The 24,863-nt window shown below is 64.7% G+C and carries 27 protein-coding genes; 13 read left to right on the plus strand and 14 right to left on the minus strand.

Annotation, left to right across the window (positions count from 1 at the left end; all coding sequences use genetic code 11):
* Window position 1 precedes the first annotated feature (1 nt).
* Window positions 2–1,099, minus strand: a complete 1,098-nt coding sequence (gene ychF, locus ABC729_RS00505; RefSeq protein ID WP_495605722.1) for a redox-regulated ATPase YchF — start codon at window positions 1,097–1,099, stop codon at window positions 2–4.
* A gap of 263 nt (window positions 1,100–1,362) precedes the next feature.
* Here ychF and ABC729_RS00510 point away from each other — a divergent pair, with 263 nt between their 5' ends.
* Both ABC729_RS00510 and ABC729_RS00515 read left to right on the plus strand, forming a co-directional pair.
* Window positions 1,363–1,785, plus strand: coding sequence for an RT0821/Lpp0805 family surface protein (locus ABC729_RS00510; protein WP_495605723.1), 423 nt, complete (start codon window positions 1,363–1,365; stop codon window positions 1,783–1,785).
* Between the two features lie 31 nt (window positions 1,786–1,816).
* Window positions 1,817–3,106 carry a serine hydrolase domain-containing protein gene (locus tag ABC729_RS00515; RefSeq protein ID WP_495605724.1) on the plus strand — a complete coding sequence of 430 codons (1,290 nt, stop codon included), beginning with the start codon at window positions 1,817–1,819 and terminating at the stop codon, window positions 3,104–3,106.
* Window positions 3,107–3,144: 38 nt separating this feature from the next.
* Here the strand turns inward: ABC729_RS00515 and ABC729_RS00520 are convergent, their stop codons facing one another.
* Window positions 3,145–3,459 (minus strand): hypothetical protein, encoded by a 315-nt coding sequence (locus tag ABC729_RS00520; RefSeq protein WP_495605725.1) that lies wholly within the window; start codon window positions 3,457–3,459, stop codon window positions 3,145–3,147.
* A gap of 474 nt (window positions 3,460–3,933) precedes the next feature.
* On the opposite strand from ABC729_RS00520, the gene ABC729_RS00525 reads away from it, so the two are divergent.
* Both ABC729_RS00525 and ABC729_RS00530 read left to right on the plus strand, forming a co-directional pair.
* Window positions 3,934–5,652 carry a methyl-accepting chemotaxis protein gene (locus ABC729_RS00525; RefSeq protein WP_495605726.1) on the plus strand — a complete coding sequence of 573 codons (1,719 nt, stop codon included), beginning with the start codon at window positions 3,934–3,936 and terminating at the stop codon, window positions 5,650–5,652.
* Between the two features lie 221 nt (window positions 5,653–5,873).
* The gene (locus ABC729_RS00530; protein WP_495605727.1) at window positions 5,874–6,464 is read left to right on the plus strand and encodes a hypothetical protein; all 591 of its coding nucleotides are present in this window, start codon (window positions 5,874–5,876) and stop codon (window positions 6,462–6,464) included.
* Window positions 6,465–6,499: 35 nt separating this feature from the next.
* Here ABC729_RS00530 and ABC729_RS00535 read toward each other — a convergent pair whose 3' ends face one another.
* Together ABC729_RS00535 and pyrC are read right to left on the minus strand one after the other, a co-directional pair.
* Window positions 6,500–7,177 carry an orotate phosphoribosyltransferase gene (locus ABC729_RS00535; protein ID WP_495605728.1) on the minus strand — a complete coding sequence of 226 codons (678 nt, stop codon included), beginning with the start codon at window positions 7,175–7,177 and terminating at the stop codon, window positions 6,500–6,502.
* A 161-nt stretch (window positions 7,178–7,338) separates the two neighbouring features.
* The gene (gene pyrC / locus ABC729_RS00540) at window positions 7,339–8,391 is read right to left on the minus strand and encodes a dihydroorotase (protein WP_495605729.1); all 1,053 of its coding nucleotides are present in this window, start codon (window positions 8,389–8,391) and stop codon (window positions 7,339–7,341) included.
* A 197-nt stretch (window positions 8,392–8,588) separates the two neighbouring features.
* Here pyrC and ABC729_RS00545 point away from each other — a divergent pair, with 197 nt between their 5' ends.
* A complete protein-coding gene (locus ABC729_RS00545) occupies window positions 8,589–9,422 on the plus strand; it encodes a substrate-binding periplasmic protein (RefSeq protein ID WP_495605730.1) in 834 nt (277 codons plus the stop codon).
* 108 nt (window positions 9,423–9,530) lie between these two features.
* Entirely contained in the window at window positions 9,531–10,001 is a 471-nt protein-coding gene (locus ABC729_RS00550) for an OsmC family protein (protein WP_495605731.1), read from the plus strand.
* 23 nt (window positions 10,002–10,024) lie between these two features.
* Here the strand turns inward: ABC729_RS00550 and ABC729_RS00555 are convergent, their stop codons facing one another.
* From ABC729_RS00555 to ABC729_RS00565, 3 genes are all read right to left on the minus strand, one after another.
* On the minus strand, window positions 10,025–10,858 hold the full coding sequence (locus ABC729_RS00555) for a carbon-nitrogen hydrolase family protein (protein ID WP_495605732.1): 834 nt from the start codon (window positions 10,856–10,858) through the stop codon (window positions 10,025–10,027).
* A gap of 5 nt (window positions 10,859–10,863) precedes the next feature.
* On the minus strand, window positions 10,864–11,133 hold the full coding sequence (gene grxC, locus ABC729_RS00560) for a glutaredoxin 3 (RefSeq protein WP_495605733.1): 270 nt from the start codon (window positions 11,131–11,133) through the stop codon (window positions 10,864–10,866).
* Window positions 11,134–11,237: 104 nt separating this feature from the next.
* Window positions 11,238–12,038, minus strand: a complete 801-nt coding sequence (locus ABC729_RS00565; protein ID WP_495605734.1) for a double zinc ribbon domain-containing protein — start codon at window positions 12,036–12,038, stop codon at window positions 11,238–11,240.
* 176 nt (window positions 12,039–12,214) lie between these two features.
* On the opposite strand from ABC729_RS00565, the gene ABC729_RS00570 reads away from it, so the two are divergent.
* Window positions 12,215–12,490: an usg protein gene (locus tag ABC729_RS00570; RefSeq protein ID WP_495605735.1), complete on the plus strand. Its 276-nt coding sequence runs from the start codon at window positions 12,215–12,217 to the stop codon at window positions 12,488–12,490.
* On the opposite strand, the gene ABC729_RS00575 is transcribed toward ABC729_RS00570, so the two are convergent.
* A complete protein-coding gene (locus ABC729_RS00575) occupies window positions 12,491–13,348 on the minus strand; it encodes a hypothetical protein (RefSeq protein WP_495605736.1) in 858 nt (285 codons plus the stop codon).
* Window positions 13,349–13,497: 149 nt separating this feature from the next.
* Between ABC729_RS00575 and ABC729_RS00580 the strand changes: the two genes are divergently transcribed.
* Window positions 13,498–14,157 carry a glutathione S-transferase family protein gene (locus ABC729_RS00580; RefSeq protein WP_495605737.1) on the plus strand — a complete coding sequence of 220 codons (660 nt, stop codon included), beginning with the start codon at window positions 13,498–13,500 and terminating at the stop codon, window positions 14,155–14,157.
* Between the two features lie 4 nt (window positions 14,158–14,161).
* Here ABC729_RS00580 and ABC729_RS00585 read toward each other — a convergent pair whose 3' ends face one another.
* The 5 genes from ABC729_RS00585 to ABC729_RS00605 all read right to left on the minus strand — a co-directional run bounded on the left by ABC729_RS00585 (window position 14,162) and on the right by ABC729_RS00605 (window position 18,238).
* Window positions 14,162–14,797: a Smr/MutS family protein gene (locus ABC729_RS00585; protein ID WP_495605738.1), complete on the minus strand. Its 636-nt coding sequence runs from the start codon at window positions 14,795–14,797 to the stop codon at window positions 14,162–14,164.
* Window positions 14,794–15,498, minus strand: a complete 705-nt coding sequence (locus ABC729_RS00590) for a LutC/YkgG family protein (protein WP_495605739.1) — start codon at window positions 15,496–15,498, stop codon at window positions 14,794–14,796. Before ABC729_RS00590 ends, ABC729_RS00585 begins: the two co-directional genes overlap by 4 nt.
* Entirely contained in the window at window positions 15,491–16,906 is a 1,416-nt protein-coding gene (locus tag ABC729_RS00595; protein ID WP_495605740.1) for a LutB/LldF family L-lactate oxidation iron-sulfur protein, read from the minus strand. Before ABC729_RS00595 ends, ABC729_RS00590 begins: the two co-directional genes overlap by 8 nt.
* Complete coding sequence (locus ABC729_RS00600; protein ID WP_495605741.1) at window positions 16,906–17,673, minus strand: (Fe-S)-binding protein; 768 nt, start codon at window positions 17,671–17,673, stop codon at window positions 16,906–16,908. The genes ABC729_RS00595 and ABC729_RS00600 overlap by 1 nt, the downstream gene beginning before the upstream one ends.
* 97 nt (window positions 17,674–17,770) lie before the next feature.
* Entirely contained in the window at window positions 17,771–18,238 is a 468-nt protein-coding gene (locus ABC729_RS00605) for an Rrf2 family transcriptional regulator (protein WP_495605742.1), read from the minus strand.
* Window positions 18,239–18,339: 101 nt separating this feature from the next.
* On the opposite strand from ABC729_RS00605, the gene ABC729_RS00610 reads away from it, so the two are divergent.
* Complete coding sequence (locus ABC729_RS00610) at window positions 18,340–19,236, plus strand: NAD(P)/FAD-dependent oxidoreductase (RefSeq protein ID WP_495605743.1); 897 nt, start codon at window positions 18,340–18,342, stop codon at window positions 19,234–19,236.
* Window positions 19,237–19,242: 6 nt separating this feature from the next.
* Here ABC729_RS00610 and ABC729_RS00615 read toward each other — a convergent pair whose 3' ends face one another.
* Window positions 19,243–21,678 (minus strand): PAS domain-containing sensor histidine kinase, encoded by a 2,436-nt coding sequence (locus tag ABC729_RS00615; protein ID WP_495605744.1) that lies wholly within the window; start codon window positions 21,676–21,678, stop codon window positions 19,243–19,245.
* Window positions 21,679–21,841: 163 nt separating this feature from the next.
* Between ABC729_RS00615 and hslV the strand changes: the two genes are divergently transcribed.
* The 4 genes from hslV (at window position 21,842) to ABC729_RS00635 (ending at window position 24,863) form a co-directional block, all read left to right on the plus strand.
* On the plus strand, window positions 21,842–22,402 hold the full coding sequence (gene hslV, locus ABC729_RS00620) for an ATP-dependent protease subunit HslV (protein ID WP_495605745.1): 561 nt from the start codon (window positions 21,842–21,844) through the stop codon (window positions 22,400–22,402).
* On the plus strand, window positions 22,402–23,724 hold the full coding sequence (hslU, locus tag ABC729_RS00625) for an ATP-dependent protease ATPase subunit HslU (RefSeq protein ID WP_495605746.1): 1,323 nt from the start codon (window positions 22,402–22,404) through the stop codon (window positions 23,722–23,724). The genes hslV and hslU overlap by 1 nt, the downstream gene beginning before the upstream one ends.
* Before the next feature lie 111 nt (window positions 23,725–23,835).
* Window positions 23,836–24,168: a YbjQ family protein gene (locus tag ABC729_RS00630; RefSeq protein WP_495605747.1), complete on the plus strand. Its 333-nt coding sequence runs from the start codon at window positions 23,836–23,838 to the stop codon at window positions 24,166–24,168.
* On the plus strand, window positions 24,165–24,863 hold the full coding sequence (locus ABC729_RS00635; protein WP_495605748.1) for a heavy metal-binding domain-containing protein: 699 nt from the start codon (window positions 24,165–24,167) through the stop codon (window positions 24,861–24,863). The genes ABC729_RS00630 and ABC729_RS00635 overlap by 4 nt, the downstream gene beginning before the upstream one ends.

Raw genomic sequence — 24,863 nt, forward strand, 5'->3', positions numbered from 1 at the left:
CTTACACGTTGAAGCGGAAATGGAAGATGTCGCCGTCCTGGACTAGGTATTCCTTCCCTTCCATGCGCATCTTGCCGGCTTCCTTGCACCCGACCTCACCGCCCAGCGTGGTGTAGCTGGTAAAGTCGATGGTCTCGGCCTTGATGAAGCCACGCTCGAAATCGGTATGGATGACGCCGGCGGCTTCCGGGGCCTTGGCACCCTTGCGGACGGTCCAGGCGCGGGCTTCCTTCGGGCCGACCGTGAAGAAGGTCAGCAGGCCCAGCAGGCTGTAGCCGGCGCGGATCAGGCGGTTCAGGCCCGGCTCCTCCAGCCCCAGCGAAGACAGGTATTCCAGCTTGTCCGCGTCCGGCAGCTGCGACAGCTCGGCCTCGATGGCGGCGGAGATGACGACACTGGCGGCACCCTGGCGGTTGGCCATTTCGGCGACCTTGGCGGACAGGGCGTTGCCGGTGCCGGCGGAGCCTTCCTCGACATTGCAGACATAAAGCACGGGCTTGCCGGTCAGCAGGGCCATCTGCTTGAACGCGTCACGCTCCTCGTTGGAGACCTCCACGGTGCGGGCCGGCTTGCCGTCGCGCAATGCAGCCAGCACGCGCTCCATCAGATCGGACAGGGCCTTGGCATCCTTATCGCCGGCCTTGGCCTTCTTCTGCAGGGGCGGCAGGCGCTTTTCCAGGCTGTCCATGTCGGCCAGCATCAGCTCCGTCTCCACCGTCTCGGCATCGCGGACGGGGTCGATGGAGCCTTCGACATGGGTGATGTCGCCGTCCTCGAAGCAGCGCAGCACATGGACGATGGCGTCCACCTCGCGGATATTGGCCAGGAACTGGTTACCCAGACCTTCGCCCTTTGACGCGCCGCGCACCAGGCCGGCGATATCCACGAATTCAAGCTGCGTGGCGATGATCTTCTGCGACTTGGCAATCTCGGCCAGCTTGTCCAGGCGCGGATCGGGCACGCCGACGCGGCCGACATTCGGCTCGATCGTGCAGAACGGGTAGTTCGCGGCCTCGGCCGCCGCCGTGCTGGTCAGTGCGTTGAACAGGGTGGACTTGCCGACATTGGGCAGGCCGACGATACCGCAGTTGAATCCCATGGGACGATGCTTTGCCGAAAAGATGGAAAGGGTTGGCCCGGTTATGGGCGATCCGCGCGCGGAAAGCAAATGACGGGGGTGCAAGGCATCCCCGTCATTTGGCCGGCGAGGGTATGAACTTGTCACTGCATCTTCCAATGCATGCCACGCTGCCGCCAAGATTGGGGGCCAAATGGGAAGGGTGAGGGGTTCGTCCTTGCCTTGGCCCCCGGCGGTTTGGCAGTAGAGAAGCCAGCCTTGCGGGTCCATGCGGTTTTGGGGAAATGATGAAGAAGCGTAGCCTGGGTTTGATCTGCCTGATGCTGGTCGTGGCCGGATGCCAAACGAAGCCGCCGCCGGCCCCGGCCCCGGCTGTGGAAGCGCCGCCCCCGCCGCCGCCCAAGCCGCGTACCATCGTGATGGAGGAGAGCGACATTGCCGGGTTCCAGGGCGCTCTGCGGGAACTTGGCGGGAAGCCCATTGATGCTCCCGTCGGCTGGGCCAACCCCATCACCGGCAAGCGCGGCGCCGTGAAGGTGCTGCGCGACGGCTATGACGGACAGAACCGTCCCTGCCGTGAGTTCCATTCCGTCGTCATTCTGGAGGAGATGTACCAGCATGCGACCGGCTTTCTGTGCCGTCAGCCCGATGGCGCGTGGGAGGTGGTGCAGGCCCGGGACTATCCCCTCTACCGCCACGCCCAGTAAGCGGCGTGGCGCCTGAACAGGGAATATTGCCATGCGCCGTCCGGTTCTGATCGCTTCCGCCCTGCTGCTGGGAACCGCCCTTGGGGCGGCGTGGTGGCTGGGCGGTGACCGGGGCGAACGGCGTGATCCTGCAGGCATCCTGATCTCGGAAAAGATGGAAGGGCCGGCAGTGGTCGAACGGCCACTGGTGTCTGGTCCTGGCACCGTCCTGCCTATGGCCGACCCTGACGCCGGGGTGCTGTCCGACAAGGGGTTGAAGGAGATCAACGCCTTCTTCACCGCGACGCAGAGCCGCGCCCTGCTGGTCTGGCACGCCGGTGCATTGCAGCTTGAACTTTACGCTCCCGACTTACAGGCGGGCGACATGCTGGAAGCGTCCGGCCTGATGCCGGCCATCATGGCGCTGCTGACGGGGCAGGCCTTGCGCGACGGGGTCTTGCCGGGCCTGGATACCGGCATCGCCACATGGATCCCGGAATGGGCCGGGGATGACCGGGGCCGTATCACCGTCCGGCAACTGCTGGAAGGGACCTCCGGCCTGACGCAGCCGGGCAGTGCGCCCGGCGGCGATGCCATCCGCTGGACCTTGTCGGCGACGCTGGGCAACGAGCCAGGCAGCCGTTTCGCCCCAACCCGGTTCGAGGCCCAGGTGCTGGGTCTGGTCCTGTCGCGGGCGGCGGGCGTTCTGGCCGCGGATCTTCTGTCCGACAAATTGTGGCGTCCCATGGGGGCGCGTCCCGGGCTGTTGTCGGCGGGTGGCGGCGATGGTGCTGCCTATCTGCAATGCTGCGTGAAGGCGACGGCGCGTGACTGGCTGCGTCCGGGGCTTTTGCTGTTGGAAGGCGGGGTGGTTGGAGGCACGCAGTTGGTGCCGACACCCTGGCTGGATCAGATGGAGCGGCCCATCAGCCATGCCCGGCATGATGGTTGGCGCGTGCGGCTGGGCTGGCCGTTCGAACCCATCAACGGCAATGGCGCTAAAAAGCCGTTCGCGGACGGCGACACGATCTTCCTGTCAGGAGATGACGGGTCACGTCTCTATGTGTCGAAGGGACGCGATCTGGTTGTGTTGCGTCTTGGGCCGGCGGTTGCGGGCTGGGACGAATCGGCGTTGCCCAATCTCGTTTCCCGGTCGCTGACCACGCCGCCGGCGGAGTTCCGGTCCCGCAACGGGATGAAGGTAGGGCGTGCCCGTGACCTGAACGGCCAGGTGGAAATGCCACCCATTGTGAAGCCGCCGCCGGTACCGAAGGTCACGGTCGAACCGTTGGCTCCGCAGCAGGGCAATGTCACCAGCCCCGTCCCGTCAGCCGATCGCTGATGGGACGGGGATATGGCGGTATGGGAATGGGCTGTTGACTATTTCGACTTGAAGGCGCGCAGTTGCTTGTTGAACTCTGCCGCCAGCTTTTCCATCCGGGTGGAAGCGTCGTTGTATTTCTTGGTCCAATCGCCACCGGCGCGACCCTTGCCTTCGAACTCCAGGCAGGAAAGATATTCCTGGGTCTCAGCCACATAGGCCTTCACCGCCTGCTGTGCCGCTACCATGTCCGCCTCTGCCGCCGACGCGCCGTCGGGCAGGGCCGGTGCATCCTTCAACGTGCATTCGGCATGTGCCGCGCCGACAAACGCGAAAGCCGCCACCGCCAGCGTGGCCGCAACCATTTTCTTCATCGTGAAAGCCCCTTTATCATCGCCACTTATCGTTGACACACTTCCGATTTAGGCGGGGGACATTCCGTCCCTCCGGCGCCCCTCCCTAGGGCTTGAGTTTGCCGATTCTACCGGCAATTTATTAACCAGATGTTTGCGAACCCTTACGCATCTTCCAAAACCACCGCCGGTGCGGCAGATACGCCTACATTTTCGTTACAAGCTCGGTTATACCTATGCGAAAGTTAGTCGGGTCGGCAAGGGTCATTCCCGCCGATCCCGAGGCGGAATGGGTTTTAATAAAAATGTCGCCAATAAACTACTCATTCCATCGCGTGTAATGGTTTGTCGATCCTTCTTGGCAGGGCCGGCGAAGTGTCAGGGCAAATGACGGCACGGTCGTTCGGTAAAGGTTGTTTTTGCTTGTGCGGGGTTAGTCGGCCTGTGATGTAATCAGGTTGAGCGTGCGGAAAAGGACAGGAGAGGTTCAGCGAGATGAGCACTATCAATCGGACCATGCGACCGACCGGCAAGTCTGCGCCGGCCGCCGGCTCCGCCGGGGGACTGGGCGCCCTTTTTGGTAACTGGTCCATCAGCCGGAAGATCACCTTCTCCATTGCCGTGCCGGTCATCATCGGCCTGGGCGCGGTGATCGGGCTCAGCGCATCGTCGATGAGTGATGCGATGCTGGACCTGTCCCAGCGTTCCGAAAGCCAAGTCACGGAGATGATGGCAGCCCAGATGGCCGCCGCCGTGCGCTTCAAGAATTCCGACGCCGTCGCCGACAGCTACGCCGACCTCGCCTCTGCCAAGGGCACCAGCCTGGCGGCGGTGAAGGTCGTGGATGCTGACGGCGAGGTCCTGAACGAATACCCCACCAAGGAAAAGCCCCTGCCGGCGGGCATGACGGGTTTCGATTTCGCCAAGGCGAAGATCGACAAGACCGTCGCTGAGGTGAAGGTGCAGGATCTGGGTGACTTCCTGGTCGCCCAGGCCCCGGTGCGCGCCGGTGCCAACCGCGATCAGGTCGGTACGCTGACCGTGGCCTGGAGCCGCGCCAATGTGCAGTCCTCCATCTCCGCCGCTGTCATGGGCAATCTGCTGGTTGCTGTGATCGTGCTGGCGGTGCTGATCGGTCTGCTGGTCTTCCTGCTGCACAAGATCGTCGGTGCCCCGTTGAAGGGCATGCAGAACGCGATGTCGAAGCTGGCGGGCGGCGACCTGACGGTGGCCGTTGTCGGCCTGGGTCGTGGGGACGAGATCGGCGCCATGGCGCAATCGGTCCAGGTCTTCAAGGACAATGCGCTTGAGGTGGAAAACCTGCGCCGCCGCCAGGAAGAGGCCGAGCGTCAGGCCGCCATCGAGAAGAAGGCGTCCATGGAGAAGCTGGCCTCCGATTTCGAGAACTCGGTGAAGGGCGTTGTGGCCGAACTGTCGGGTGCGTCCAGTCAGGTGCAGTCCACGGCGGAGGGCCTGTCGGCCTCTGCCGAGGAAAGCCGGGCGCAGACCAGTGCCGTGGCCGCGGCCACCCAGCAGGCTTCTGCCAATGTGCAGTCGGTGGCCAGCGCCACCGAAGAACTGGCCGGTTCGCTGGCCGAGATTTCGAATCAGGTCAATACCTCGGCCCGCATCGCTCGCGATGCCGCCAAGACCGCCGAGAAGACCAACGGCACCGTGCAGTCTCTGGCCCAGCGCGCCCAGTCCATTGGCGACGTGGTGAAGCTGATCAGCGACATCGCCAGCCAGACCAACCTGCTGGCCCTGAATGCCACCATCGAAGCGGCACGCGCCGGTGAAGCCGGTAAGGGCTTCGCCGTCGTGGCATCGGAAGTGAAGTCGCTGGCCAATCAGACGGCCAAGGCCACGGAAGAGATCGCCAGCCAGATCACCACCATGCAGGACGCTACCAAGGAGGCCGTCGACGCCATCGTCGTCATCAGCCGTACCATCGCGGAGATCAACGACATCTCCGAAATGGTCGCCGGTGCCGTCGAGGAGCAGGACGCCGCCACCAAGGAAATCGCCCGTAACGTGCAGCAGGCTTCGATGGGCACCATGGAAGTGACCCGCAATATCGAAAGCCTGGAGCAGGTTGCCCATCAGACTGGGTCGTCGGCCACCGACATGCTGTCGGCTGCCCGCAACATGGCCCGCCAGTCCGGTGAGTTGGGCAATACCGTCGATCGCTTCCTGGCCCAGGTACGCAGCGCCTAAAAGACGTCAGCGTAAAACGGCCAATCCTGGTTTTTTCCGCAAACCCCCGTCCATTCCTGGACGGGGGTTTTGCTTTTCGGCCCGCGCTATCCAGAAGGTTGCGCGTCTATGGCTGGTACGGGGCGAGGCGATTTGTTAATTTAGGTTAATAAGTATTCCATGGTCAGGATGTGGCCTCACCGATGTCCGGGTTTGCGATGCGATCCTGCCGGATCGGGTTTTTGCTGCTTTCGACGGTCACCGCCGCAATACCGACGGCGGTAATTGCACAGCCATTGCCCATCGCGGCGCGCGCAGAGGATAGTCCGCTGATCGGTTCTGTCCTGCGTACTGTTGCCTTGGAACTGCTGGCCGACGAGACGGTACTCACCGGTCTGCGGCGGGCTGCGCAGGAGAATGACGCCCTTACCATGGATGCCATCATCCAGCGTGATGTCGCATGGCGATTACAAGCAAAGCGTGGGGCCGGCCCGCTGCTGGATGCCGTAATGCAGGGGGAAATGTCGCGTCATCTGACCCTGGTGCGGGTGCCGCGTCAGGCCGTGCTGGCAGACATGATGCTGACCGATGATCGGGGCCTGTTGCTGGCGGCGACCCGTATCACCAGTGATTATGACCAGTCGGACGAGGCGAAATACATCATCCCGACCACGACCGATCCCGGTACCGTGCATGTGGAAGAGGCTGCCTATGACGAGTCGGCGGATGATTATGTCGTCGCCGCCAGCATTCTGCTGATCGACCCGGCCAATGGCCGACCGCTGGGCGTGCTCTGCACGAATTTCACCTTGGCGGCACTTCAGCGGGAGTAGAGAGGGGCACCTTTCGGCGCCCCCCGTATAAGCTCTCAGGCCTTGGTCTCGTTCCCGCCATTGCTGGCCGACCAGGCCTCCGGCGCGTGCAGGAATTTCTCCACCTCGCCCAGCGTATGGCTGTCGAAGTAGTTGCCTTCACGCGCCACGCGCAGCACGTCCCACCAGGTGGCCAGCGCGTGCAGCTTCACGCCCATCTCGGCCATGGTGGCTTCCGACTGCGGGAAGATGCCGTAATGGAAGACGACCCAGATATGCTCGACAATGGCACCCGCGTTACGCAGGGCATTAACGAAATTGATCTTCGACCCGCCTTCGCTGGCCAGGTCCTCCACCAGCAGTACGCGCTGGCCTTCCAGCAGCTGACCCTCGATCTGGGCGTTGCGGCCAAATCCCTTCGGCTTCTTGCGGACATAGAGCATGGGCAGGTCCATGGCGTCCGACACGAAGGCCGCATAAGGGATGCCCGCCGTCTCACCACCGGCCACGGCATCAAACGCTTCAAACCCGGCCTCGCGGCACAGCTGATCCTTGGCGGCCTGGATCAGGAAGCGGCGGGCGCGCGGAAAGCTGATCAGCTTGCGGCAGTCGATATAGACGGGGCTGGCCCGGCCCGAGGTGAAGATGAAGGGCTTTTCCGCATTGAACAGGACCGACTTGGTCTCAATCAGGATGCGGGCCGTCTGGGTAGCGGCGGTGGCGGCGTCGATCATGGCGTGTTCCTGCAGGGCGGTAAGGATCAGAGGAGTATGATTATACCAAGAGCGTGAGGCTGTGCCTCATGCCCTTGGAGGCCGGCGACTGCCGGCCCGGCGCACGTGCGCCGTGAGCCAAGCCGCCGGACGGCGGCGCCCGGCGCCTGAGGGAACGTGCATTAAACAAGTCTCCAGTCCAGGCGCTCGCCTGACCGGAAGGGAAGGACGGCGGCCTTGCCATCGATATCCAGGATATCGGGCACGATCAGGCCGCTCTTCTCCAGGGTGATGATGTCGTCATTGGGGGGCAGGCCGTAATAGGCAGGGCCGTTCAGGCTGGTAAAGGCCTCCAGCCGGTCCAGCTTGCCTTCCTCGTCAAATACCTGGGTATAAAGTTCCACGGCGGTGGCGGCGGTATAGATGCCGGCGCAGCCGCACGCACTTTCCTTGGCACCGATCGGGTGTGGGGCGCTGTCGGTGCCGAAGAAGAACCAGGGTTCGCCCGAGGTTGCCGCTTCGCGCAGGGCCAGCCGGTGCCTCTCGCGCTTTGCGATGGGCAGGCAGTAGAGATGCGGGCGGATACCGCCGGCGAAGATACTGGAACGGTTGATCATCAGGTGATGGGCCGTAATGGTGGCTGCCAGCTTGCCTGTCGGCCCATATTTGCGGACCACGGCCACACCCTCTGCCGTGGTGATATGTTCCAGCACGATCTTCAGATCGGGATGACGGTCGCGGATGCGGGGCAGGACCGTGTCGATGAACACAGCCTCACGGTCAAAGATATCGACCTTCTGATCCGTCACCTCCCCATGCACCAGCAGGGGTAGGCCAACCTTTGCCATGCGGTCCAGGGCGGGGGCCACCTTGTCCAGGTCGGTGACGCCATGGGCGGAATTGGTCGTGGCATGGGCCGGATACATCTTCACGGCGGTGAAGATGCCTGCCTTCTTGCTCGCTTCCAGATCGTCCGGGTCAGTGCCATCGGTCAGATAGGCGGTCATCAGCGGCTGGAACCGGCTGCCGGCGGGCAGGGCGCCCAAGATTTCCGCGCGGTAGGTTTCGGCCTGGGCGGCGGTGATAACGGGGGGGAGCAGATTGGGCATCACGATGGCCCGCCCCAGCTGTGCAGCGGAATGCGGCAGCACGGCACGCAGCATGGCGCCGGTGCGCAGATGCAGGTGCCAGTCGTCCGGGCGGCGGATGGTCAGACGTTGCGGTTGCTGGGTCATCGCGGTCGGGTCCCCTGGGGCCAAGTGCCCGATGTCTAGGGCCAAAGCCCTTCGCACTCAAGCGCCGCTGCGGAAGGCCGGGCCTGCGCCCTTTCGGGGGCTGTGGGCATGGCTGTGTTTCAGCGGATTGACCGCAGGGGTTGAAGGGCCATAGGCTGATTTACACGCCCAACGGGCCATTGCCGCAGGCAGGTGTCGTGACGGGTCAACGCAGCCGCCGCTGGCGGTATCTTCGGGCCGCCCTTGTGGCGTTGCCGCTGCTGCTTCCGGCCCCTGACGCCGGGGCTGCGGCGGCGGACAACCCTGCCTCTGGCCTCCCTGTTGTCACCTTGGTTTGCGGTCCGCTGCCCTTTGTGTCGGATGGCATCGGCTGTGAGCGGGGAATCGGTGCCGAACTGGCGCGGGCGGCCTGTGACCGAGCCCACCTGACCTGCAGCTTCCAGCAATTCCCGTGGCCGCGCGCGCAGAAGGAAGTGGAGATGCGGCAGGCCGACATCCTGATCGGCCCGTTCCGCACGCCGGAGCGTGAGGCCTGGATGGAGTTCAGCCGGGAACATTTCTATGTCGATCAGATGTGGCTGTTCCGCGCTGTTCCCGACCAGGGGGCAATGCCGGGTGTGGAGGGGCTGTCGCATGTTGGCGTCCCCCTGGGCTGGGCTGTTGGTGGCGACCTGGCAAGCCGACCCGGCCTGACCGTCGAAATTGTGCGTACCGTTGATATCGGGCTTAACCTGGTGCAGGCCGGGCGGCTGGGCGCTGTGGCCGCCCATGCCCGTGCCGTGGCCCGATATTGGGACGAACATCCGGGGCGGCGCTTCCTGCCCGTGGGGCAGCCCCTGTCGGTGCAGCGATCCTATATGGGTTTTTCCAAGACCTTCGCGGGCAGTCTTGAGCGCAGGTTGTTCGAGGCGGCTTACGAGTCGCTGCTGGCGGACAAATTTTACGCCGACATTCTGGCCCGCAACAAACCGTTCCCCGATATGCGGACAGAAGTGGCCACACGCGGCCATCAGTTTCCAGAATCGCCATAGCACAAGCTTGTTTGGCACCCCGCTGACCGGCAATATTGGCCCGGCTGGTTGCGGCGATCCGCCATAGGATGCGGGCGTTTGATCCGCATCAAAAGGATTTCAGCGATCATGTCCGGCAAGGAACATCACTATGCCGTCACCGTCACCTGGACCGGCAACCAGGGGACGGGCACCAGCGCTTATCGCGCCTATTCCCGAGACCATCTGATCAGTGCTGGTGACAAGCCTGCCATCGCCGGGTCGTCCGACCCGTCCTTCCGCGGAGACCCCGCCCGCTGGAACCCGGAAGACCTGCTCGTCGCCTCGCTGTCGGCCTGTCACAAGCTCTGGTATCTGGGTCTGTGCGCCGGGGCCGGCATTGCCGTTACCGATTATGAGGATCGGGCCGAAGGCTGGATGGTGGAGGAAGGCAGCGGGGCCGGACAGTTTACCCGTGTCCTGCTGCGCCCCCGCGTCACCCTTGCCCCAGGTGCGGATGTGGAGAAGGCCCGGCACCTGCACCACAAGGCGCATGAAATGTGCTTCATCGCCCGGTCGGTGAATTTCCCCGTTGAGGCGGAACCGGAGATCGTGGCTTAGGCGGAGCCGGAGATTGTTGCCGCTTAAGGCCCCTCAAACACCCTGTCATGGCGGAGGCTGGGCACCATGCGCCGGGCCTCTGCCACCTTTGACAGGTCCAGGTCGGCGGTGATGACGCCGGGTGCTTCACCGGCATCGGCCAGCACCTCGCCCCAGGGGCTGATGATGACGGAATGGCCATAGGTGCCGCGCCCGCCATCATGGATGCCCGTCTGGGCCGGGGCCAGGACGAAGCAGCCCGTCTCAATGGCGCGGGCGCGTAGCAGCACATGCCAGTGCGCCCGTCCCGTAGGCACCGTGAAGGCGGCGGGAACCGTGATGATCGATGCCCCCGCCTTGGCCAGGGCGCGGTAGAGATAGGCGAAACGAACATCGTAGCAGATGGACAGGCCCAGACCGCCCCACGGCGTGTCGGCCACCACCGCCTGTTCCCCCGGACGGTAGGTGGCGCTTTCACGGTAGGATTCGCCGCCAGCCAGATCGACGTCGAACATGTGGATCTTGTCATACCGTGCCGTGACCGCGCCCTCCGGGTTGATCACGAAGGCGCGGTTGGCGACGCGCCCGTCGGGCAGCAAACAGCCCAGCGTGCCCGTCATGATCCAGGTGCCGGTTTCCCGCGCCAGATCGCGGAAGAAGGGGACGCCGGGATGGCTCTCCTCCGGCTTCACGCGGGCCAGGATATTGTCGCGCCCCTGCACCATCAAGGACACGTTTTCCGGCAAGCAGATCAGCTTGGACCCGTCCGCCGCCGCCTGACGCACGAAGACGCCCGCCTGCTCCAGGTTGGGCATGATCTCCGGCCCGGCATTCACCTGAACCAGGGCAACGCGGAGGGGAACGGCGCTGTCGGTCATGATCGTCAGGCCCCGATGCCCAACAGGGGGTTCAGCTTGCCCGCCTTGTCCAGCGCGTGGGTATCGTCGCAGCCGCCAATATGCTGTCCGTCGATGAAGACCTGCGGCACGCTGGTGCGACCACCGGCCCGGGTGATCATTTCGGGCCGGCGGGCAGGTTGGGCCATGATGTCGATCTCTTCATAGGCCACACCCTTGCTGTCCAGCAGCCGCTTGGCGCGGGTGCAGTAGCCACACCAGGGGCTGGTATAGATCTCGACCTTGGGCGCGGACATGATAAGCGGTTCCTGCGTGTGTGATGGTTTGCTGACCATAATATGACGTGGCAAGGCCGTGTGGCAAAGGGCAGGCTGCCGCAATCCCTCCATGCAGGGCCGCCTCAGCTTCCCTCATCCCCAAGCGTGACGGGTCGTACCACACGCGCCAGGGTCACCACATCAACGGCCCTGGCCCCGGCACGGCGTAGGACCTTGGCGCATTCCCCCACCGTCGCCCCTGTCGTGAACACGTCATCCACCAGCAGCACGCGGGCACCCTTCACCGCCTCTTTGCAACGTGGATTGACGGTAAAGGCCCCCTCTACATTGCGGGCCCGGCCCTTGGCGGACAGCCCGCCCTGGCTGGGTGTGGCGCGGCGGCGGATCAGCAGGTCGGGCAAGGCCGTCCGCCCGGTGAGCCGCCCCAGGTTGAGCGCCAGCAAGGCCGACTGGTTGTAGCGGCGTTTCAGCAGACGCCAGCGGTGAAGCGGCACCGGTGCGATGATCCCATCCGCCTCTGTCAGCAGGCCGGTACCAGCCCGCGCCAGCCACTGCGCGAAGGCCGGGGCGCAGTCGGTTCTGTCGCCATGTTTGAAGCCCAGCACCAGCGACCGGCTAGCATCATCATAGGCGAAGACGGAACGGCAGCGGTCGAACAAGGGCGGGCGGGCGATACAGGCGCCACAGATCAGATCGGGCGTTCCCAGTGGGTCGTAATCGAAGGGCAGGCCGCAGCGGGCACAATGCGGGGGCGCGATGAAGCGGATGCCGCGCCAGCAATCAGGGCACAGCGCCCCGACCGCCCCCACCTCCACCCCGCAGGACAGGCAACGCGGCGGCAAGACAAGGTCCAGCAGCCGCAGCGCCCCCTGACGCAGCGGTGCGGCCACCCTACCGATACGTGTGGAAATGCCAGTGAACATGCCCGAACGGTATCAGGTGATGCGAGTGCCGACAAGTGCAGGCGGATTAGCAGCACTCTCCGCGCTATGCTGATAACATATTGATAATAAACAAATATATTCACAACCCTGAAAAACTTTGGCAGTCTTTTCCTGTGGGGCGGCGTGACCGTCCCGGATTGGCGGAAGGAGGTCGCATGATCATTTCCCGGTCCACCCTGTCGCGGCAATTGCAGGATTACCGCCTGACCACGGCTGAAATCCTCTATCACATGCCCGACCATCCCGGCCTGTTGCAGACCTATGTCTGGCAGGAACTGGATCTGGCGCCGCGGTTCCCGGTGTTGCACAAGTTCCTGGATTTCTGGTCCCGCAACCTGGATGGCAAGCTGCATTCGGTCCGGGTTGCCAACCTGGACCTGATCAGCCCCGGCAGAATGCGCCACGTGGACGCCCTGATGACGCTTCAGTGATCAGGGTTCCGCCCCTGCGGTGTCGGAAAGGCGGCGGGCGATCTGCCGGCGCTGCTGGTTTGCGTTTGCCCCAGCGGGCGCGGTGTATAGTTCGCGCAGAAGCGCACGGTCCCACTCGGTCAGGGCCAGGGGCCGCGCACCGGCATTTGCTTGGAACAGCGACAGGATGCTGGGCAGGCGACCGCCCTCAGACTCTCCCACCTGCCCCAGTAGCCGCATGGCGACATGATCGGCCACGGCGTCCAACGGCAGGCCGGCCAAGCCCTTCACGTCCAGGATCGCCATGGAGCGGAACAGGTCAGCACGGGTAGCGCTGGCCAGTCGCGTGGCATTGCCGGGCGCGATTTTGACAGCGGTGATGGTGGCACCGCCTTTCATGGCTGCATCCGGTGTGCTGCCGTCGGCGCCCGTGGCCAGCGCGACTGACCAGACCCGCGCCACACCCCCATCTGCCAGTTTCCGCCGCACCTCCGACGGTTTGGCGGGCGCGAAAATGCCGGGATACTGTATCAGCATCTTGTCGATCAGCCGGTCCGGCGAATCGGTCAGCAGGACGATGGCGTTGGGTTTGCACCCAGCCTTGGCGGGCGGCAGGTCGGCGATGGAGGCCGCTTCCTGCAAGCGTCTGGTGAACCGCCCTTCCTGATCGGGGGTGAAGCCGCGCAGGGTGACGCAAAGCGGCTGGTGCCAGCGGGCCAGCTGCTTGCCATGGGTGCTGTCCAGCACATCCGCCACGAAGGCCTGGGGCGCCGCCTCCCCCGGTGCCTGCACCACGATCTCGGGAAGCACATCCTGCGCCGCGACCGGGAGGGCCAGCAGTGGGAGAAGAAACAGCGGCAGGAGGCGACAGTGGGGCATGTGGACGCGTCCATTGACTTGATCCTGATCAGGGTCCTGCAACCTGATCCTCTTGTAAACCCATCTGATCGGCGGCACTTGCCGTCGCGATGCTTTCCCGGCGGGCCGGACCGTCGCATGATGGGGTAAAGGCATTGGAAGGAATGGCCATGATCGAGCTTTACACCGCCGCCACGCCCAATGGGCACAAGGTCTCCTGCACGCTGGAGGAACTGGGCCTGCCCTATAATGTGCATGTCGTGTCGTTGTCGAAGAATGAGCAGAAGGAACCCTGGTTCCTGGCCATGAACCCCAATGGCCGTATCCCCGTCATTGTGGACCGGGCGGAGGATCATGTTGTCTTCGAATCGGGGGCCATCATGATCTGGCTGGCGGAGAAGACGGGCCGTCTGATGCCGACCGACGCCAAGGGCCGCAGTACTGTGCTGCAATGGCTGATGTTTCAGATGGGTGGGGTGGGCCCAATGATGGGGCAGGCCAATGTCTTCCACCGCTATTTCCCGGAGAAGATTCCCGCCGCCATCGACCGGTATCAGAAGGAGGCGAAGCGCCTGCTCACCGTTCTGGACGGCCGGCTGAAGGATCATGAATTCCTGGCCGGCGATTTCTCCATCGCTGATATCGCCAACTGGTGCTGGGCCAGGACGCATGACTGGTCGGGTGTTGCGATCGACGATCTGCCGCACCTGTCTCGCTGGATCGCGCAACTGGATGCCCGGCCGGGCTGTGCTGCCGGTTTGCAGAAGCCGCCCAAGAATGTCACGGCCGCCGAACTGGTGCAGTCAGCACAGAATATCGTGGTGAGATGAGGGTTCACCCCTCCCGCCGGCGGCGCAGCAGCACGTAATAGGCACCATTGCCGCCATGCTGCGGCTGGGCCTGATGGACCGACAGGACCAGCGGGCCGACATCGGCCTCGCGCAGCCAGCGGGGGACGGACAGGCGGAGCACACCTTCGCCGCGCGGCATCTGGCCCTTGCCGGTAATGACCAGGACCATGCGCCGACCGGCGGCATGTGACCGGCGGATGAAGCCGGACAGGGCGTGGTGCGCCTCGCTCTGCGTCATGCCATGCAGGTCGATCCGGCCATCGATGCCCATGCGGCCCTTGCGCACCTTCTCATCCGTGCGCTTATCCACCCCCGCGATCCGGCCCAGGGGGGAGGGGGCCAGTTGCACGCTGACCTTGCCCTTTTCCTTCAGCGGCACCGTGCGCAGCAGTTCGGCCAGCCGTTCGGCAGGGGCCGCTACGGGGGCGGCGGGCAGCGGCACGTTCGGCTTGGGTGCGGCCACGCGGGTCGCCACCGGCTCTGCCGCTGCTTTCACCGCCGGCTTCTTCGGCAGGGCGGATTTACGTTTGCTGGCGATGGGCGTGGCATCGCGGACCACGGTATGCCAGAGGTCCAGTTCGGCATCCGTGGGCGTCTTGGGGCGGCGATTATCGCTCATGCCGTGGCGGGGTCCGGTTCGCCCACCAGGATGATCTGTACCCGGCCCGGTCCATGCGCATGGGGCAGGGAGGTCTGTTCGATGTCGGCCGTGCGCGACGGACCTGTCACCATGTTGACGGTGCGCGGCATGCCCAGGCCACGTGCCTGCTGCCGGATGGCAAGGCCGTGCCAGGCTTCCTCATAGGTGCCGACAATATGGTGCAGGGGCAGGATCACGATATGGATGCGTGGCAGGAAAAGAAGGCTGGTCGCCTGATCGGACCCGCTGGGTATCACCAGCGTACCCGTCTCCGCAACGCCGGCCAGGGCCGTGGTGACGCCGACCTGATCCCCGGCCTGCGCACGGCCGAAGGCGACCGACAGGCTGGGCCGCCGGTCCCAGGGGATGGCGCGCAGCCAGGGATCGGGTGCCGCCCGCACCTGCAAGCCCTGCCCCTGGCCTGACAGATAGTCGGCGACAGCGTGCGGCACGCGGGCCGGATCGGCCACCCGTTCCACCCCCGCCCCCACCGCCGTCGCCATTTTCGTGAACAGCTCGATCAGACCCAGCGCCGTCAGACCCTTCACCCGGCCCGGCGTGGGGTGGGCGGGTGGGGTTGCCAGACGGGCTGCCACCTCGGCGGCGGCGCGCGCCTCATTCCGCCCCCCGGCCTCGGTTGCTGCCCGGATCCGGCCCAGGATGGCGCTGCGGCTATCCATGGCGGCGATCCTTGTACAGCGACTGAAAGGTGCGGCCCTGCGGTGCCGGGAAATCGCGGGTATCGGTCCAGCCGCCAGCCAGTGGTAGGGACTTGAAAGCCCCACCCTTACTCATCCAACCCATCACCCGCATGGCGATGGATGTGGCCAGCCGGTAAAGACGCGGGCGCTTGGCGAACAGCGCCCAGGCCCACAGGCCGTGGCGCAGGGTTGGCGGCGACAGCCGCTGTTCAAACTCCACCTCCCGCCAGCGATGCATGATCTTGGGCAGGGGGATTTTGACAGGGCATACGCTTTCGCACTTGCCGCAGAAGGTGCTGGCGTTGGGCAGATGCCGTGCCTCCTTCACCCCGATCAGCGCGGGGTCAAGGGCGGCACCGATGGGACCTGGATAGACCCAGCCATAGGCATGGCCGCCGACCGCGTGATATACGGGGCAATGGTTCATGCAGGCCCCGCAGCGGATGCAGCGCAGCACCTCCTGCATCTCCGTGCCCAGCAGGGCAGATCGGCCATTATCCAGCAGCACCACATGGAACTCACGCGGTCCGTCGGCGTCATCCGCGCGGCGCGGGCCGGTCGAGAACGTGGTATAGGCCGTGATCTCCTGCCCCGTGGCCGACCGCGCCAGCAGGCGCAGCATCAAGGTGGCATCGGCCAGGGTGGGCACCACCTTCTCAATCCCCGTCAGCACGATATGACAGCGCGGCAGGGTCTGCGTCAGGTCGCCATTGCCCTCATTGGTGACGATGATGGTGCTGCCCGTCTCGGCGACCAGGAAATTGGCACCCGTGATGCCGATATCGGCATTCAGGAACACATCCCGTAACTCCCCGCGTGCTTCGGCCAGCAGGTCTGCTGGTTGATCCAGGGGCCGGTCGGGGGGCAGGTGGGTGTGGGTGCGGCGGAAGTCTTCGGCGACCTGTTCCTTGGACAGATGCAGGGCGGGGGCCACGATATGGCTTGGCACCTCCCCGCGGATTTGCAGGATATACTCGCCCAGATCGGTTTCGACCGCCTTGATGCCCGCCGCCTCCAGTGCCGTGTTCAGGCCGATCTCCTCCGACACCATTGACTTGCCCTTGGCGATCAGCCGCGCGTCGCGTTCCTGGGCAAGCCGCAGGATAATAGCCCGTGCCTCTGCCGCGTCGCTTGCCCAATGTACATGGCCGCCGCTGTCGCGGACCCGCGCCTCAAAAGCTTCCAGATAATGGTCCAGATGGGAAAGCGTATGGTCTTTCACCGCCTTGGCGGCATCGCGCAGGGTCTCGAACTCCGCCAGGTTGGCGACGGCGCGGGCGCGGCTGACGGGAAAGCCCGTCTTGAACTTAGTCAATGCCCGGCGCAGGTCCGGGTCTTTCAGGGCGTCTGCGGCGCGGGCCGGGAAGTCAGCGGAATGCGGCTGCATCACCCCTCCGTCTGGCCGATGGGGGCCGTCTCCGGATCACCAGCCAGCACCTCCGCCACATGGCGCACATCGATATCATGGCCCAGGCGCGACAGGCGGCCTGCCATGTTCATCAGACAGCCAAGATCACCGGCCAGCAGCGTATCGGCCCCCGTGGCGACAATAGCCTCCACCTTCTCCGTGACCATATGGGTCGAGATATCAGGGTACTTCACGCAGAAAGTGCCGCCGAAGCCACAGCAGACATCCGCCCCCTGCATCTCCGTCAGTTCCACGCCGGGTAGGCTGGCCAAAAGGCGGCGGGGCTGTTCCCTCACCCCCATCTCCCGCAGGCCAGAACAGCTGTCATGATAGGTGACGGTGCCGGCAAAGCCAGGGATGGCGGTGTCCATGCCCATGATGTCAGTCAGGAACCGGGTCAGTTCCCAGGTACGCTCGGCCAGTGCCGTGGCCCGTGCGGCCCAGGCCGGTTCATCGTGGAACAGTTCCGGATAATGTTTGCGCAGCATGCCCGAACAGGACCCCGACGGTGCGACCACATAATCACAGCTCTCGAACGCCTGGATCATGGTCCTTGCCAGCGCCTCCGCTGTCGTCCGGTCGCCATTGTTCCAGGCGGGTTGCCCGCAGCAGCTTTGCGAAGGCACGACCACCTGGCAGCCCGCCCGTTCCAGCAGGGCCACCGCCGCAAACCCCACCGACGGGCGGAACAAATCCACCAGACAGGTGACCAGCAGGCCGACTTTGGGTGGGTTTGCGGGGGGCATGCGGGTTGGGTCCGTCGCCGATCAGGGAGGTGCGCAGATTACATGATCTGGGGCGTGGGCGTGGCGAAAAAAGGGGCCGGATCAAGCCTTTGCCCTATCAAGGGCCGGCATCTTGCGGGTGCTGCGGCAGGGTCCAGGCACCGCTGCGCCGTTTCTCTTCGAACTGCCGTCCCAGGTCACCCAGGCTGGTCTGCGCCAGCCGCGACAGAAGCAGGGTGCGCGCGGCGGACAGACTGTCCTCTAGCGCCTCGTTGACAGCTTGTTCGACCAGACAGGCCGGATTGTCTACCGACGGACCGATGGCGAACAGTTGTGGCTCGCCCAGCGCCTGATAGATGTCCAGCAAGCTGATCGCGTCCAGCGGGCGGGCCAGGACCCAGCCGCCGCCATGCCCTTTTTCGGACCTGACCAGCCCCTGCTGACGCAGGCCCGCCATGGTCCGGCGTACCACCACGGGATTGGTGTTCAACATGGTGGCCAGCGTTTCGGACGTGGCGGCCCCCGCCAGCCGATCCATGTGGATCAGGGCATGCAACATGCGGGAAAGGCGGCTATCGGGTCGCATGTGTCTGCTTAACGCAAGTCTGGTTTCGTAACAAGATATGTTGCGTGATTCGGATATCGTCTCCATCATGTAACTTATGAAGTAACATGATGGAGACGATAATGATTCATGACGTGATCATCATCGGTGGCGGCTTTGCCGGGCTGGCCGCCGCCATGCCCCTGACGCGGGCGCGGCGGCGTGTGCTGCTGATTGATGCCGGGCGACCGCGCAACCGGTTCGCGGCTCATTCTCACGGGTTCCTGGGCCAGGACGGTGTGGCACCGGCGGACATCCAGGCGCGCGGGATGGCCGAACTGTGCGTCTATCCGAGCTTCACCCTGGAGCGGGGGGAGGTGGCGGGGGCGACGGGTGCCCTGGATGCCTTTACCGTCACCATGGCGGATGGCAGCACCCGCACAGGCCGTCGCCTGATCCTGGCTACCGGCGTGCGGGATGAATTACCGCCCGTTCCGGGGCTGGCGGAGCGCTGGGGCGTCAGTGCCCTGCATTGCCCCTATTGTCATGGCTATGAGGTGGCGGGGCATCCGCTTGGCATTCTGGGCACACAGGCGGGATCGGACATGAAGGCCTTGCTGGTGTCGGATTGGGGGCCTGTCACCCTGTTCACCCAGGATGCGTTCCTGCCCAATCCAGAGATGATGGCACGGCTGACCGAACGCGGTATCACGGTTGAAAGCGTGCCGATCACGGAAATGCTGGGCGAGGCACCGTCCCTGTCGGCGGTACGGCTGGCCGATGGGCGGGTCCTGCCTCTGACCGCCCTGTTTGTCGCACCCCGGACCCATATGGCCAGTCCCTTGGCCCTGCAACTGGGCTGCGCCTTTGACGAGGGGCACAGTGGCCCGTACCTTCGGATCAGCGAGGGGAAGGAGACCAGCGTGCCTGGCATCTTCGCGGCGGGTGACGCCACCATGCAGATGCACAGCGCGCCCTTGTCAGTGGCATCAGGCACCCTGGCGGGCGTGTGGACACACCGGTCTCTGCTGGGTTTGTAGGGGGCGCTAGAACTTCACCGGCAGGGCGGGCAGGCGGCAGCGGATGGTGCTGCCGTTCTGGCCGTCGCTTTCAATCTCCACAGCGCCGCCATGCAGCTCCACAAAGCTCTTCACCAGCGACAGGCCCAAGCCCGCACCGCCGGAACCGGTATTGCCAGCGGCCCCCCGCTCAAACCGTTCGAAGACGCGGCTTTGCTCTTCGCTGGCGATGCCCAGGCCGGTATCGGCCACGCCCAGAATGACCTGATCCCCCTGGCGTTCGGCCGACAGGGTGATGCGCCCACCGGCGGGGGTGAATTTGATAGCGTTGGAGACGAGGTTGAACAGGGCCTGTTTCAGCCGCTTCTCGTCCCCCTGCATGGCCCCGACATGGTCGGAGACATCGACGCGCAGGTCTAGCCCCTGTTTGCGGGCCCAGTCGCGGGTCAATCCGGCGACCGAGTGCAGAAGCTGGGGAATATCGAACTGTTCCTGTTCCAGCACCATGAAGCCGGCCTCAATGGTGGCCAGATCCAGGATATCATTGACCAAGGATAGCAGGCGCCGGCTCGCCTCCAGCACGCCCTTGGCATACTCCTGCTGCCGGTTGTTCAGCGGCCCGAAATACTGGTTATGCAGGATCTCAGCGAAGCCCATGATGGCATTCAGGGGTGTGCGCAGCTGATAGGAGACATTGGCGATGAATTCAGCCTTCAGCCGGTCGGCGGCCTCCAGCGCTTCGTTGCTGGAGCGCAGGGCGGTTTCCACCTTGTCGCTGTCGGTGACATCCAGGCAGGAGAACAGCACCGCCCCGTCGGGCAGCGGCACCAGGGCATAACGCAGGACCGATCCGTCGACACGGCGCATGATGCCGGCATCCGCCGCGCGTTCCAGCAGCCGGCTGACCAGCCTTTCCCGCTCCTGATCCCAATCCCCGCCTTCGTCCAGCAAGGGGCGGACATAATCAACCAGCCGGTTGGCATGCGGTTCGCCGCGCACCTGGTCGGCATCGACGGACCAGAGGCGCTGGAAGGCCGGGTTGCACAGCTTCAGCCGGCCATCGCCGCCGAACACCGCCACCCCTTCGGCCAGATTGTCCAGCGTCTCCTGCTGCACGGCCATCAGGGTGTTGTAGGAGCTTTCCAGGGCCAGGGTGTGGGTCACATCCTCAGCCACGAACATCAACCCGCCAAACGGATGCGGCACGACGAGGGAGCGCAGCGTCCGCCCGTCTGGCAGGTGCATCAGCTCTTCCATCGGTTCGATCAGCGAGGTGAACAGGCCCAGCTGCTGTTTCTTCCAGCGCGGGAAATCGGCCTCTTCCGTCAGCTTGCGGCGGTCGCGCAAATCCTCTAGCACCTCACCGAAGGTCGGTTCGTCGGCCAGCCAGCCCGTATCCATGTCCCACAGCCGTGCGAAGGCATGGTTATGGAACTTGATGCGCATGTCGGGGCCATAAATGGCGATGGCGGAGCCCAGCTGGTGCAAAACCTCCCCATGTGCATCGATATGGCGGGTCAGTTCGTCCTTCAGGCCGTGTTCGGTGGTCCGATCCACGGCCATGCCGATCATGCAGCCCTGCGGCAGGGGGATTTCGGTCAGCTGGAACAGACGGCGGTCGCCATCCACGACCAGGAACCGGTCCTCGCTCTGTGCCGTTCCCGTTTCCCGCGCGCGCTGGGCCAGATCACGCGGTGCCCCGAACAGGCCACCACCTGGGAGTTCGCGGCCAGCCTCCAGCACCTGTTCCGGGCTGCTGTCCAGCAGTCTGGCATAGGCCTGGTTGCACCAATCCAGATCCAGCGAGGCATTCCGCCGCCAAAGGGGGATGGGCAGCGTGGACAGCAGGCAGCGCAGCTTCTCCAGCTCTGCCGCCTGCGCGCCCTGCTGTTCCTGGCGGCGCACCTGTTCCTGGCCCTGTGGCGTGACGTCGCGCAGCCAGAGAAGGTGCAGGGCGGTGCCGTCCGGTGCCTTGCCGCGCCGACCACTGGCCAGGAAAAAGGCGGAACCATCGGCGAGGCGTACATTGATCTGGAAGGGCTGTCCGCTGTCCGTCAGGTGGCGGAAGGAACCGTGCAGGGCGGCGGCATCGCTGGGTGCCAGCGCCTGTTCCACATCCTCCAGCCCGCGCACCTGTTCCAGGCCAAGCGTGGCGGCGAATCCGGGGGACTGGGCCAGATCGCCACCGACCCCCACCGCGAACCAGGCATCGGGGCTGGCATCCAGCAGGGCCAGCAGGCGGGCATTCTCCGTCCGCGCCTCCTCCATATCCAGTTCCCGCCCCCGGCCCCAGGCCAGAAGCCGTAGGAACATGGCGGCAATGGTCAGCAGCAGGGCCAGGGTCAGCAGGCCAAGCACCGGGGATTGCGCTTCCCACAGGGGCAGCAGCATCCAGCCGATCGCAGCCAGCCCCAGAAGGGCGGCACCGGCGATCGCAATGACATGGGCGACGGCGGGTTTCACAATGGACCGGAGTGTAGGGGGTGAAACCATTGAAATGCAAGCATCAGCGGCCCGTGTGAAGGTCCAGGGCGGGACCGTTCCATGGTACCTGTGCTTGACGTGGCCCACCGCCTGCCCACATAGCAGGGCGTGTCCCATCCTTCCTTTGCCCCGAGTGAACCTGATGACCGGCAATCCAAACCCCCACGACCCCATTCAGTGGCATGGCACCACCATCATTTCCGTCCGCAAGGATGGGCAGGTGGTCATTGCCGGCGATGGCCAAGTGTCGATGGGGCAGACGGTGATGAAGTCCAATGCCCGCAAGGTCCGCCGTCTGGCGGGCGGGTCCGTGATGGCGGGGTTCGCCGGCGCCACGGCTGATGCCTTCGCCCTGTTCGAACGGCTGGAAGCTAAGCTGGAGCAGCATCCGGGCCAGTTGACCCGTGCCGCTGTGGAGATGGCCAAAGACTGGCGCACCGACCGTTACCTGCGCCGGCTGGAGGCGCTGATGGCCGTGGCGGACAAGGATGTCTCTCTGGTCATCACCGGCAATGGCGATGTCCTGGAGCCGGAAGACGGCATCATCGGCATTGGCTCGGGCGGTTCCTATGCCCTGGCGGCGGCCCGCGCGCTGAAGGATATTGAAGGTTTCGATGCCGAAATGATAGCGCGTAAGGCCATGAAGGTGGCCGCCGACATCTGTGTCTATACCAACCATTCCGTGACGCTGGAGAAGATGTGATGAGTGCCACCGCCTTCTCTCCGCGTGAGATCGTTTCGGAACTGGATCGATATATTGTCGGCCAGAACGAGGCCAAGCGGGCCGTCGCCATCGCGCTGCGCAACCGTTGGCGCCGGCAGCAGCTGACGGGCCAGATGCGCGAGGAAGTGTATCCCAAGAACATCCTGATGATCGGCCCGACCGGTGTCGGCAAGACCGAGATCGCGCGGCGTCTGGCCAAGCTGGCCCAGGCCCCCTTCGTGAAGGTGGAAGCCACCAAGTTCACGGAAGTCGGCTATGTCGGTCGTGACGTGGAACAGATCATCCGTGATCTGGTGGAAGCCGCCATCGTCATGACCCGCGCCCGCCTGCGCCAGGAAGTGGCCGCGAAGGCCGAGCTGCATGCAGAGGAGCGGGTCCTGGACGCCCTGGTCGGGGAGAATGCGTCCGCCGAAACCCGGGCCAAGTTCCGCAAGCAGCTGCGCGAAGGCAGCCTGAATGACCGGGAGATCGAAATCCAGGTGGCCGACAATGCCGTTCCCGGCATGCCCACCTTTGATGTGCCCGGCATGCCGGGGGCCCAGATGGGCATGGTCAATCTGGGTGATATCTTCGGCAAGGCCTTTGGCGGCGGTCGTACCAAGACCCGAAAGATGAGCGTGTCGGAAAGCTATGACCTGCTGATGGCCGAGGAGAGCGACAAGCTTCTCGACAATGAGAAGGTGGTCGCGGACGCCATTCATGCGGTGGAGCAGAACGGCATCGTCTTTCTGGACGAGATCGACAAGATCTGCGCCCGCAGCGAACATCGCGGCGGCGGCGATGTGTCACGCGAAGGCGTGCAGCGCGACCTGCTGCCTCTGATCGAGGGGACGGTGGTGTCCACCAAGCATGGCGCGGTGAAGACCGACCATATCCTGTTCATCGCGTCCGGTGCCTTTCATGTCGCCAAGCCCAGCGACCTGCTGCCCGAACTCCAGGGCCGCCTGCCGATCCGCGTCAATCTTCAGCCCCTGACCCAGGCCGATTTCCGCCGCATCCTGACGGAGCCGGAATGCAGCCTGATCAAGCAATATGTCGCGCTGTTGAAGACGGAGGAGGTGGCGCTGGTCTTCACCGACGACGCCATTGACGAGCTGGCCCGACTGGCCGCCGAGATCAACCGGACGGTGGAGAATATCGGTGCCCGCCGCCTGCACACCGTGATGGAACGGCTGCTGGAGGAGATCAGCTTCGCCGCGACGGAAAAGAGCGGCGAGACGATCACCGTCGATGCCGCCTATGTCCGCGCACAGCTGGATGGGCTGTCGCAGAATACCGACCTATCCAAATTCATCCTGTAACGGGCGGCACGGTCTATGGGGCCAATTCGGCCCCGATGACCCGGCCCCGGCCTTGCCGCTTCCCCCTGCGCCTGCCATGATTCCGGTGGGGATTTCAGTGGGGGGAAGCGGATGATCCTGTCGACCTTGGAGAACCCGGCCGGATACCGCGTCGTGCGGCATCTGGGGCTGGTACAGGGCAGTACGGTGCGGTCCAAGCATCTGGGCCGGGACATTATGGCCGGCCTGAAGGAGATCGTGGGCGGGGAGCTGCGCGGTTATACCGAGCTTCTGAACGAAGCGCGGGAGGAGGCGACGGCCCGTATGCGCGCGGCGGCGGTTGAGTTGGGCGCCAACGCCATCATTTCCATCCGCTATGGCACCGCCAATATCGGCAGCGGGGCAGCAGAAGTCCTGGCCTATGGCACCGCCGTTGAGATCGTGGCGGAACAGGCGGCATCGTGAGCGCGCCGGAACCTGAACTGCCCCCCGGCATGCAATGGCTGGAATTCCTGGAGGATATGGGCGACTGGGAATATTGGGGGATCAGCAGCTGGCTGGCCGGTGTGGTGGCGGCTTTGCTGTTCAATGCCGGCATCCTGCTGCTGGGTGCCTGGCTTGAACGCCGTCATGACCGTGAATTGACGGCGATGGAGACGGCCACGGCCAGCGTGCGGGTCTTCACGGGCAAGCCGCCGCCGGGCCTGACTGGCGTGCCACAACTGGTACAGGCCGCCATTGTCATGGCCCCCGCCCCGCTGGGCCGGCTTAGCCTTCTGATCCGGCGGATCATCGGCGGTCGTGTTGTCACGCGGCAGCGCGACCTGCAGCGCACGCGACGTCTGGCGTTGCTGCGGCTGCGCGAGCAGGCGTGTGGCCTGGGGGCAGGGGTGCTGGCGGGGGTGGAATTCTGCCAGATCGGGTTGGATCGGGGGCGCTTTGCCATGCTGGCGACAGGAACGGCCATGGTGGGGGCGGAACCGGCACCTGCACCGCTGGTGACCGAAGCCATCGGCGCGGAACTGCCCCGGCATCGGCGGGAGCTGCTGATCGCGCTGGCCGCCCTGATCCTGCTGGCCGCGGTAACAACGGAGCTGGATTACCTTTTCGACACCTATTTCGGGGATTTCTGGAAGCGCTGGATCTTCCATGTGAAATAG

Source organism: Niveispirillum sp. CC-CTL257 (assembly GCF_059489915.1).

Excerpts from the sequence above, each read along its gene's own strand:
- ychF (WP_495605722.1), bottom strand. The coding sequence starts at position 1,099 with ATGGGATTCAACTGCGGTATCGTCGGCCTGCCCAATGTCGGCAAGTCC.
- ABC729_RS00510 (WP_495605723.1), top strand. The coding sequence starts at position 1,363 with ATGATGAAGAAGCGTAGCCTGGGTTTGATCTGCCTGATGCTGGTCGTG.
- ABC729_RS00515 (WP_495605724.1), top strand. The coding sequence starts at position 1,817 with ATGCGCCGTCCGGTTCTGATCGCTTCCGCCCTGCTGCTGGGAACCGCC.
- ABC729_RS00520 (WP_495605725.1), bottom strand. The coding sequence starts at position 3,459 with ATGAAGAAAATGGTTGCGGCCACGCTGGCGGTGGCGGCTTTCGCGTTT.
- ABC729_RS00525 (WP_495605726.1), top strand. The coding sequence starts at position 3,934 with ATGAGCACTATCAATCGGACCATGCGACCGACCGGCAAGTCTGCGCCG.
- ABC729_RS00535 (WP_495605728.1), bottom strand. The coding sequence starts at position 7,177 with ATGATCGACGCCGCCACCGCCGCTACCCAGACGGCCCGCATCCTGATT.
- pyrC (WP_495605729.1), bottom strand. The coding sequence starts at position 8,391 with ATGACCCAGCAACCGCAACGTCTGACCATCCGCCGCCCGGACGACTGG.
- ABC729_RS00550 (WP_495605731.1), top strand. The coding sequence starts at position 9,531 with ATGTCCGGCAAGGAACATCACTATGCCGTCACCGTCACCTGGACCGGC.
- ABC729_RS00555 (WP_495605732.1), bottom strand. The coding sequence starts at position 10,858 with ATGACCGACAGCGCCGTTCCCCTCCGCGTTGCCCTGGTTCAGGTGAAT.
- grxC (WP_495605733.1), bottom strand. The coding sequence starts at position 11,133 with ATGTCCGCGCCCAAGGTCGAGATCTATACCAGCCCCTGGTGTGGCTAC.
- ABC729_RS00565 (WP_495605734.1), bottom strand. The coding sequence starts at position 12,038 with ATGTTCACTGGCATTTCCACACGTATCGGTAGGGTGGCCGCACCGCTG.
- ABC729_RS00570 (WP_495605735.1), top strand. The coding sequence starts at position 12,215 with ATGATCATTTCCCGGTCCACCCTGTCGCGGCAATTGCAGGATTACCGC.
- ABC729_RS00575 (WP_495605736.1), bottom strand. The coding sequence starts at position 13,348 with ATGCCCCACTGTCGCCTCCTGCCGCTGTTTCTTCTCCCACTGCTGGCC.
- ABC729_RS00580 (WP_495605737.1), top strand. The coding sequence starts at position 13,498 with ATGATCGAGCTTTACACCGCCGCCACGCCCAATGGGCACAAGGTCTCC.
- ABC729_RS00585 (WP_495605738.1), bottom strand. The coding sequence starts at position 14,797 with ATGAGCGATAATCGCCGCCCCAAGACGCCCACGGATGCCGAACTGGAC.
- ABC729_RS00590 (WP_495605739.1), bottom strand. The coding sequence starts at position 15,498 with ATGGATAGCCGCAGCGCCATCCTGGGCCGGATCCGGGCAGCAACCGAG.
- ABC729_RS00595 (WP_495605740.1), bottom strand. The coding sequence starts at position 16,906 with ATGCAGCCGCATTCCGCTGACTTCCCGGCCCGCGCCGCAGACGCCCTG.
- ABC729_RS00600 (WP_495605741.1), bottom strand. The coding sequence starts at position 17,673 with ATGCCCCCCGCAAACCCACCCAAAGTCGGCCTGCTGGTCACCTGTCTG.
- ABC729_RS00605 (WP_495605742.1), bottom strand. The coding sequence starts at position 18,238 with ATGCGACCCGATAGCCGCCTTTCCCGCATGTTGCATGCCCTGATCCAC.
- ABC729_RS00610 (WP_495605743.1), top strand. The coding sequence starts at position 18,340 with ATGATTCATGACGTGATCATCATCGGTGGCGGCTTTGCCGGGCTGGCC.
- hslV (WP_495605745.1), top strand. The coding sequence starts at position 21,842 with ATGACCGGCAATCCAAACCCCCACGACCCCATTCAGTGGCATGGCACC.
- hslU (WP_495605746.1), top strand. The coding sequence starts at position 22,402 with ATGAGTGCCACCGCCTTCTCTCCGCGTGAGATCGTTTCGGAACTGGAT.
- ABC729_RS00630 (WP_495605747.1), top strand. The coding sequence starts at position 23,836 with ATGATCCTGTCGACCTTGGAGAACCCGGCCGGATACCGCGTCGTGCGG.